The sequence below is a fragment of the Sinimarinibacterium arenosum genome, from assembly GCF_005047655.1.
GTDB lineage: Bacteria > Pseudomonadota > Gammaproteobacteria > Nevskiales > Nevskiaceae > Solimonas.
The window spans coordinates 224,245-234,244 of record NZ_SUKF01000001.1 but is presented as its reverse complement, the minus strand read 5'-3'; the positions used below and the strand labels follow the sequence as shown (position 1 = coordinate 234,244).

Here is a 10,000-nt window from a genome sequence, read left to right as displayed (position 1 = left end):
ACCTTTCAGAATTGATCTCCCGGATTTGCCTAAGAGACCTTCCTACGGGCTTAAACTGCCATCCAACAGACAGCTACCCTAACCTTCTCCGTCACCCCATCGCAGCACCAGCAAGTACAGGAATATTAACCTGTTTTCCATCGACTACGCCTCTCGGCCTCGCCTTAGGATCCGACTCACCCAGCGCCGATTACCGTTGCGCTGGAAACCTTGGGCTTACGGCGATCGGGTTTTTCACCCGAATTGTCGTTACTCATGTCAGCATTCGCACTTCTGATACCTCCAGCAACCCTTACGAGTCACCTTCACAGGCTTACAGAACGCTCCTCTACCGCGCATAGCAAGCTATGCACCCGCAGCTTCGGTATATCGCTTGAGCCCCGTTACATCTTCCGCGCGGGCCGACTCGACCAGTGAGCTATTACGCTTTCTTTAAATGATGGCTGCTTCTAAGCCAACATCCTGGCTGTCTTAGCCTTCCCACATCGTTTCCCACTTAGCGATAATTTTGGGACCTTAGCTGGCGGTTAGGGCTGTTTCCCTTTTCACGACGAAATTTAGCTCCCGCCGTGTGTCTCCCGTGATTGCACTTGTAGGTATTCGGAGTTTGCAACAGCCGGGTAGATCCTTGTGGACCCCCCAAACCGTGACAGTGCTCTACCCCCTACAGTGATACACGAGGCGCTACCTAAATAGCTTTCGAGGAGAACCAGCTATCACCTGCCTTGATTAGCCTTTCACTCCTATCCACAACTCATCTCCGACTTTTTCAACAGGCGTGAGTTCGGGCCTCCATTGTGTGTTACCACAACTTCACCCTGGTCATGGATAGATCGACAGGTTTCGGGTCTACAGCCTGCAACTAAGCGCCCTATTCAGACTCGGTTTCCCTACGCCTCCCCTATACGGTTAGGCTTGCTACAGACTAGTAAGTCGCTGACCCATTATACAAAAGGTACGCCATCACCCCGAAGGGCTCTGACTGCTTGTACGCATCCGGTTTCAGGTTCTATTTCACTCCCCTCGCCGGGGTTCTTTTCGCCTTTCCCTCACGGTACTGGTTCACTATCGGTCGGCAACGAGTATTTAGCCTTGGAGGATGGTCCCCCCATATTCAGACAAGGTTTCACGTGCCTCGCCTTACTCGATTTCACTCTAAATGTCCTTTCGCATACGGGGCTATCACCCACTATGGCAAAACTTTCCAGAATTTTCTGCTAGAACAAATAGAGCTTAAGGGCTACTCCGCGTTCGCTCGCCACTACTTGCGGAATCTCGGTTGATTTCTTTTCCTTCGGGTACTTAGATGTTTCAGTTCCCCGAGTTCGCCTCCGCACCCTATGTATTCAGGTACGGATACAGCCGAAGCTGTGGGTTGCCCCATTCGGAAATTCACGGATCAAAGCTTGTTTGCCAGCTCCCCGTGACTTATCGCAGGCTACTACGTCCTTCATCGCCTGTTGCCGCCAAGGCATCCACCAGATGCGCTTGGTCACTTGACCATATAACCTCAAACATTCTCGCGAATGACTTCGGTCATACAGCTTGCAACCTCATAACAATTTACATCGCCGTTAAGCACCTAAGCATTGAGACTGATTAACTTGCGTCAATCAGATATGACTATCAGTGTTCAACTACAAACCTTATTGTTAAAGAACTAATCCACTTGCGTAGACTGAAGAAAATCTGCCGCCGGCAGACTTACTTCAATCAACATGGTGGAGCCAGTCGGGATCGAACCGACGACCCTCTGCTTGCAAAGCAGATGCTCTCCCAGCTGAGCTATGGCCCCGGTATGGATGTCGACCCAAGTCTGCAGCGAGATGGTGGGTCTGGCTGGATTTGAACCAGCGACCCCACGCTTATCAAGCGTGTGCTCTAACCAACTGAGCTACAGACCCCCGGATAAATACCCGCATCGGGTTGAGGCGCCAGTGTCTCGGCGACTCCGACTGTTCTAAGCAAGTAACTTGTGTGGGCGCTCCCGTAACGCTTGGAAGCATTCTTGAAAGGAGGTGATCCAGCCGCAGGTTCCCCTACGGCTACCTTGTTACGACTTCACCCCAGTCATCGGCCACACCGTGGTAAGCGCCCTCCTTGCGGTTAGACTACCTACTTCTGGTGCAGCAGACTTCCATGGTGTGACGGGCGGTGTGTACAAGGCCCGGGAACGTATTCACCGCCGCAAATGCTGATCGGCGATTACTAGCGATTCCGACTTCATGGAGTCGAGTTGCAGACTCCAATCCGGACTAAGATCGGCTTTCTGGGATTAGCTCCCCCTCGCGGGTTGGCAACCCTCTGTACCGACCATTGTAGTACGTGTGTAGCCCTGGCCATAAGGGCCATGATGACTTGACGTCATCCCCACCTTCCTCCGGTTTGTCACCGGCGGTCCCCTTAGAGTGCTCAACTTAATGGGGGCAACTAAGGGCAAGGGTTGCGCTCGTTGCGGGACTTAACCCAACATCTCACGACACGAGCTGACGACAGCCATGCAGCACCTGTGTTCTGATTCCCGAAGGCACTCCCGCATCTCTGCAGGATTCCAGACATGTCAAGGCCAGGTAAGGTTCTTCGCGTTGCATCGAATTAAACCACATACTCCACCGCTTGTGCGGGCCCCCGTCAATTCCTTTGAGTTTCAACCTTGCGGCCGTACTCCCCAGGCGGAGAACTTATCGCGTTAGCTACGACACCGACACGCAGAGCATGCCGACGTCAAGTTCTCATCGTTTACGGCGTGGACTACCAGGGTATCTAATCCTGTTTGATCCCCACGCTTTCGTGTCTCAGTGTCAGTACAGGCCCAGGCGGCTGCCTTCGCCATTGGTGTTCCTTCCGATATCTACGCATTTCACCGCTACACCGGAAATTCCACCGCCCTCTACCGTACTCTAGCGACACAGTCTCGGAAGCAATTCCCAGGTTGAGCCCGGGGCTTTCACAACCGACTTGTGTTGCCACCTACACACGCTTTACGCCCAGTAAATCCGATTAACGCTCGCACCCTCTGTATTACCGCGGCTGCTGGCACAGAGTTAGCCGGTGCTTATTCTCCAGGTACCGTCAACACTCAAGATATTAGCTTGAGCTTTTTCTTCCCTGGCTAAAGTGCTTTACAACCCGAAGGCCTTCTTCACACACGCGGCATTGCTGGATCAGGCTTTCGCCCATTGTCCAATATTCCCCACTGCTGCCTCCCGTAGGAGTCCGGACCGTGTCTCAGTTCCGGTGTGACTGATCGTCCTCTCAGACCAGTTACTGATCGTCGCCTTGGTGGGCCATTACCCCGCCAACTAGCTAATCAGACGTAGGCTCCTCTTAGAGCGCAAGGCCTTGCGGTCCCCTGCTTTGCTCCATAGAGATCATGCGGTATTAATCCGGGTTTCCCCGGGCTATCCCCCACTCTAAGGCAGATTCCTACGTATTCCTCACCCGTCCGCCACTAGGGTATTGCTACCCCCGTTCGACTTGCATGTGTTAGGCATGCCGCCAGCGTTCAATCTGAGCCAGGATCAAACTCTCCACTTAAAGTGTAAAGATTTAATCCTAAAACACCTTCGATGCGGCTAAGCATCTCAGGTGCGAAGAGTTATCTTCGAAAACTCAATTAACTTGGCTTACGTTGATACTCTCGTGTTGCTGTGGCTTCTGCCACGTCCACGGGAGCACCCACACAAATTACTTGCTTTGTTTTTTAATGAGCTGGCTGGGGGGCTTCGTCTTGCGTCGTTGCCGTCAGCGGGAGGCGAATAATAGGGCTTTTTCAGAGAACGTCAACGCTAATTTTTCACGAACAACTTAAGTCCCTGTGTTTGAACAGTTTATGGTTTTGAAGCGGCCCTTTCTGTGCGCTTCCTTGCGCTGATTCGGGTCATTTAATGACCTGTTTTTGAACACTTTGTGCTCGGCACAGAAGGGCACAGGACCGCTCCACCCCCAAATCACCCGCCCGCAACCAGCGTGGCGCGAACAAACCGGCGGCTCCCAACCTGCAGCAAATAGGTACGCCCCGCCAGCAGCCGCAGCTCCCGGTCCTCAACCTTCTCCTGCTCAACGCGTACCGCACGCTGCTGAATCATGCGCAAGATCGTCCTTGTCTCGATTGGCGGAGGCGCGGACGAGATCATGCTGGGGATCATTGCGAAGATGATGGGGATACTGCCGAGCAAGAAGCGCGCGTCCGGCGGCGCATGAGCACGGGGCTTGAGCGGCCTGGGGTGTCGACCAGGCCGCTCAGGTCGGGGACGGAAGTGATCGTTGGGTGATGCACGATTCAGAATCGCGAACAAGAAAAAACCCCGAAGCATAAGCTTCGGGGTTTTTGATTTAAGACCCTGGCAGTGTCCTACTTTCACATGGCAGCTGCCACACTATCATCGGCGCTGAGTCGTTTCACTTCCGTGTTCGGGATGGGAACGGGTGGTTCCAACTCGCTATGGCCGCCAGGGAAACTGGCTGACCGCACAGACGCTTTGGCGTCTGCTCGATCTAATTTGGTTTGTAGTGAACACTTCAAGTCCTCAATGCAAGGACTTAACGTCGAAAATGTTTGAGCGTTATATGGTCAAGTCGCACGAGCAATTAGTACACGTTAGCTTCATACATTACTGTACTTCCACACCGTGCCTATCAACCTTGTGGTCTACAAGGGCTCTTTAGGAGGCTTAAAGCCTCGCGAGATCTCATCTTAGGGTGGGCTTCCCGCTTAGATGCTTTCAGCGGTTATCCCGTCCATACATAGCTACCCAGCGATGCCACTGGCGTGACAACTGGAACACCAGAGGTACGTTCCACCCGGTCCTCTCGTACTAAGGTGAACTCCCTTCAAATCTCGAACGCCCACGGCAGATAGGGACCGAACTGTCTCACGACGTTCTGAACCCAGCTCGCGTACCACTTTAATCGGCGAACAGCCGAACCCTTGGGACCGACTACAGCCCCAGGATGTGATGAGCCGACATCGAGGTGCCAAACACTGCCGTCGATATGGACTCTTGGGCAGTATCAGCCTGTTATCCCCGGAGTACCTTTTATCCGTTGAGCGATGGCCCTTCCATACAGAACCACCGGATCACTTAGACCTACTTTCGTACCTGCTCGACTTGTTTGTCTCGCAGTCAAGCTAGCTTATGCCTATGCACTCTAGAGCGCGATTTCCGACCGCGCTGAGCTAACCTTCGCACTCCTCCGTTACTCTTTGGGAGGAGACCGCCCCAGTCAAACTACCCGCCACACAATGTCCCTGTCCCGGATAACGGGACGAGGTTAGAACTCCGAGTTTGTCAGGGTGGTATTTCAAGGACGCCTCCACGCAAGCTAGCGCCTGCGCTTCAAAGGCTCCCACCTATCCTACACAAACAAACTCAAAATCCACTGTGAAGTTATAGTAAAGGTTCACGGGGTCTTTCCGTCTTGCCGCGGGAACACTGCATCGTCACAGCGATTTCAATTTCACTGAGCCTCGGATGGAGACAGTGGGGCGATCGTTACGCCATTCGTGCAGGTCGGAACTTACCCGACAAGGAATTTCGCTACCTTAGGACCGTTATAGTTACGGCCGCCGTTTACCGGGGCTTCGATCAAGAGCTTCGCTTTCGCTGACCCCATCAATTAACCTTCCGGCACCGGGCAGGCGTCAGACCCTATACGTCCACTTTCGTGTTTGCAGAGTCCTGTGTTTTTGATAAACAGTCGCCACCCCCTCTTCACTGCGGCCCACTTGCGTGGGCGTGCCTTCTCCCGAAGTTACGGCACTATTTTGCCGAGTTCCTTCATCCGAGTTGTCTCAAACGCCTTAGGATACTCTCCTCGCCCACCTGTGTCGGTTTGGGGTACGGATTCCTGGTGCCTGAAGCTTAGAGGTTTTTCTTGGAAGCTGGGTATCAGGTACTTCGCCGCAATAGCGGCTCGTCATCACCTTTCAGAATTGATCTCCCGGATTTGCCTAAGAGACCTTCCTACGGGCTTAAACTGCCATCCAACAGACAGCTACCCTAACCTTCTCCGTCACCCCATCGCAGCACCAGCAAGTACAGGAATATTAACCTGTTTTCCATCGACTACGCCTCTCGGCCTCGCCTTAGGATCCGACTCACCCAGCGCCGATTACCGTTGCGCTGGAAACCTTGGGCTTACGGCGATCGGGTTTTTCACCCGAATTGTCGTTACTCATGTCAGCATTCGCACTTCTGATACCTCCAGCAACCCTTACGAGTCACCTTCACAGGCTTACAGAACGCTCCTCTACCGCGCATAGCAAGCTATGCACCCGCAGCTTCGGTATATCGCTTGAGCCCCGTTACATCTTCCGCGCGGGCCGACTCGACCAGTGAGCTATTACGCTTTCTTTAAATGATGGCTGCTTCTAAGCCAACATCCTGGCTGTCTTAGCCTTCCCACATCGTTTCCCACTTAGCGATAATTTTGGGACCTTAGCTGGCGGTTAGGGCTGTTTCCCTTTTCACGACGAAATTTAGCTCCCGCCGTGTGTCTCCCGTGATTGCACTTGTAGGTATTCGGAGTTTGCAACAGCCGGGTAGATCCTTGTGGACCCCCCAAACCGTGACAGTGCTCTACCCCCTACAGTGATACACGAGGCGCTACCTAAATAGCTTTCGAGGAGAACCAGCTATCACCTGCCTTGATTAGCCTTTCACTCCTATCCACAACTCATCTCCGACTTTTTCAACAGGCGTGAGTTCGGGCCTCCATTGTGTGTTACCACAACTTCACCCTGGTCATGGATAGATCGACAGGTTTCGGGTCTACAGCCTGCAACTAAGCGCCCTATTCAGACTCGGTTTCCCTACGCCTCCCCTATACGGTTAGGCTTGCTACAGACTAGTAAGTCGCTGACCCATTATACAAAAGGTACGCCATCACCCCGAAGGGCTCTGACTGCTTGTACGCATCCGGTTTCAGGTTCTATTTCACTCCCCTCGCCGGGGTTCTTTTCGCCTTTCCCTCACGGTACTGGTTCACTATCGGTCGGCAACGAGTATTTAGCCTTGGAGGATGGTCCCCCCATATTCAGACAAGGTTTCACGTGCCTCGCCTTACTCGATTTCACTCTAAATGTCCTTTCGCATACGGGGCTATCACCCACTATGGCAAAACTTTCCAGAATTTTCTGCTAGAACAAATAGAGCTTAAGGGCTACTCCGCGTTCGCTCGCCACTACTTGCGGAATCTCGGTTGATTTCTTTTCCTTCGGGTACTTAGATGTTTCAGTTCCCCGAGTTCGCCTCCGCACCCTATGTATTCAGGTACGGATACAGCCGAAGCTGTGGGTTGCCCCATTCGGAAATTCACGGATCAAAGCTTGTTTGCCAGCTCCCCGTGACTTATCGCAGGCTACTACGTCCTTCATCGCCTGTTGCCGCCAAGGCATCCACCAGATGCGCTTGGTCACTTGACCATATAACCTCAAACATTCTCGCGAATGACTTCGGTCATACAGCTTGCAACCTCATAACAATTTACATCGCCGTTAAGCACCTAAGCATTGAGACTGATTAACTTGCGTCAATCAGATATGACTATCAGTGTTCAACTACAAACCTTATTGTTAAAGAACTAATCCACTTGCGTAGACTGAAGAAAATCTGCCGCCGGCAGACTTACTTCAATCAACATGGTGGAGCCAGTCGGGATCGAACCGACGACCCTCTGCTTGCAAAGCAGATGCTCTCCCAGCTGAGCTATGGCCCCGGTATGGATGTCGACCCAAGTCTGCAGCGAGATGGTGGGTCTGGCTGGATTTGAACCAGCGACCCCACGCTTATCAAGCGTGTGCTCTAACCAACTGAGCTACAGACCCCCGGATAAATACCCGCATCGGGTTGAGGCGCCAGTGTCTCGGCGACTCCGACTGTTCTAAGCAAGTAACTTGTGTGGGCGCTCCCGTAACGCTTGGAAGCATTCTTGAAAGGAGGTGATCCAGCCGCAGGTTCCCCTACGGCTACCTTGTTACGACTTCACCCCAGTCATCGGCCACACCGTGGTAAGCGCCCTCCTTGCGGTTAGACTACCTACTTCTGGTGCAGCAGACTTCCATGGTGTGACGGGCGGTGTGTACAAGGCCCGGGAACGTATTCACCGCCGCAAATGCTGATCGGCGATTACTAGCGATTCCGACTTCATGGAGTCGAGTTGCAGACTCCAATCCGGACTAAGATCGGCTTTCTGGGATTAGCTCCCCCTCGCGGGTTGGCAACCCTCTGTACCGACCATTGTAGTACGTGTGTAGCCCTGGCCATAAGGGCCATGATGACTTGACGTCATCCCCACCTTCCTCCGGTTTGTCACCGGCGGTCCCCTTAGAGTGCTCAACTTAATGGGGGCAACTAAGGGCAAGGGTTGCGCTCGTTGCGGGACTTAACCCAACATCTCACGACACGAGCTGACGACAGCCATGCAGCACCTGTGTTCTGATTCCCGAAGGCACTCCCGCATCTCTGCAGGATTCCAGACATGTCAAGGCCAGGTAAGGTTCTTCGCGTTGCATCGAATTAAACCACATACTCCACCGCTTGTGCGGGCCCCCGTCAATTCCTTTGAGTTTCAACCTTGCGGCCGTACTCCCCAGGCGGAGAACTTATCGCGTTAGCTACGACACCGACACGCAGAGCATGCCGACGTCAAGTTCTCATCGTTTACGGCGTGGACTACCAGGGTATCTAATCCTGTTTGATCCCCACGCTTTCGTGTCTCAGTGTCAGTACAGGCCCAGGCGGCTGCCTTCGCCATTGGTGTTCCTTCCGATATCTACGCATTTCACCGCTACACCGGAAATTCCACCGCCCTCTACCGTACTCTAGCGACACAGTCTCGGAAGCAATTCCCAGGTTGAGCCCGGGGCTTTCACAACCGACTTGTGTTGCCACCTACACACGCTTTACGCCCAGTAAATCCGATTAACGCTCGCACCCTCTGTATTACCGCGGCTGCTGGCACAGAGTTAGCCGGTGCTTATTCTCCAGGTACCGTCAACACTCAAGATATTAGCTTGAGCTTTTTCTTCCCTGGCTAAAGTGCTTTACAACCCGAAGGCCTTCTTCACACACGCGGCATTGCTGGATCAGGCTTTCGCCCATTGTCCAATATTCCCCACTGCTGCCTCCCGTAGGAGTCCGGACCGTGTCTCAGTTCCGGTGTGACTGATCGTCCTCTCAGACCAGTTACTGATCGTCGCCTTGGTGGGCCATTACCCCGCCAACTAGCTAATCAGACGTAGGCTCCTCTTAGAGCGCAAGGCCTTGCGGTCCCCTGCTTTGCTCCATAGAGATCATGCGGTATTAATCCGGGTTTCCCCGGGCTATCCCCCACTCTAAGGCAGATTCCTACGTATTCCTCACCCGTCCGCCACTAGGGTATTGCTACCCCCGTTCGACTTGCATGTGTTAGGCATGCCGCCAGCGTTCAATCTGAGCCAGGATCAAACTCTCCACTTAAAGTGTAAAGATTTAATCCTAAAACACCTTCGATGCGGCTAAGCATCTCAGGTGCGAAGAGTTATCTTCGAAAACTCAATTAACTTGGCTTACGTTGATACTCTCGTGTTGCTGTGGCTTCTGCCACGTCCACGGGAGCACCCACACAAATTACTTGCTTTGTTTTTTAATGAGCTGGCTGGGGGGCTTCGTCTTGCGTCGTTGCCGTCAGCGGGAGGCGAATAATAGGGCTTTTTCAGAGAACGTCAACGCTAATTTTTCACGAACAACTTAAGTCCCTGTGTTTGAACAGTTTATGGTTTTGAAGCGGCCCTTTCTGTGCGCTTCCTTGCGCTGATTCGGGTCATTTAATGACCTGTTTTTGAACACTTTGTGCTCGGCACAGAAGGGCACAGGACCGCTCCACCCCCAAATCACCCGCCCGCAACCAGCGTGGCGCGAACAAACCGGCGGCTCCCAACCTGCAGCAAATAGGTACGCCCCGCCAGCAGCCGCAGCTCCCGGTCCTCAACCTTCTCCTGCTCAACGCGTACCGCGCG

The 10,000-nt window shown here is 53.2% G+C and carries 1 protein-coding gene, 4 tRNA genes and 5 rRNA genes (1 of these 10 cut by a window edge); all 10 read right to left on the bottom strand.

Translation table 11 applies throughout. The features are described 5' to 3' along the window. Positions 1-1,502, bottom strand: a 23S ribosomal RNA gene (locus tag E4T66_RS01125); it reaches 1,355 nt to the left of the window's first position. 217 nt (positions 1,503-1,719) lie between these two features. Next, positions 1,720-1,795: transfer RNA gene (locus tag E4T66_RS01120), tRNA-Ala, on the bottom strand. 32 nt (positions 1,796-1,827) lie between these two features. After that, a tRNA-Ile gene (locus E4T66_RS01115) sits at positions 1,828-1,904 on the bottom strand. Between the two features lie 107 nt (positions 1,905-2,011). After that, a 16S ribosomal RNA gene (locus E4T66_RS01110) occupies positions 2,012-3,537 on the bottom strand. 413 nt (positions 3,538-3,950) lie between these two features. Beyond that, on the bottom strand, positions 3,951-4,094 hold the full coding sequence (locus E4T66_RS21260) for a hypothetical protein (protein ID WP_211242698.1): 144 nt from the start codon (positions 4,092-4,094) through the stop codon (positions 3,951-3,953). A 247-nt stretch (positions 4,095-4,341) separates the two neighbouring features. Continuing rightward, positions 4,342-4,456 (bottom strand): 5S ribosomal RNA (rrf, locus tag E4T66_RS01105). A 113-nt stretch (positions 4,457-4,569) separates the two neighbouring features. Continuing rightward, a 23S ribosomal RNA gene (locus E4T66_RS01100) occupies positions 4,570-7,426 on the bottom strand. 217 nt (positions 7,427-7,643) lie between these two features. Then, a tRNA-Ala gene (locus tag E4T66_RS01095) sits at positions 7,644-7,719 on the bottom strand. Positions 7,720-7,751: 32 nt separating this feature from the next. Next, positions 7,752-7,828 (bottom strand) — tRNA-Ile (locus E4T66_RS01090). A 107-nt stretch (positions 7,829-7,935) separates the two neighbouring features. Further along, positions 7,936-9,461, bottom strand: a 16S ribosomal RNA gene (locus tag E4T66_RS01085). Together the 16S, 23S and 5S rRNA genes with 4 tRNA genes alongside form the textbook arrangement of a ribosomal RNA operon. Positions 9,462-10,000: the final 539 nt, after the last annotated feature.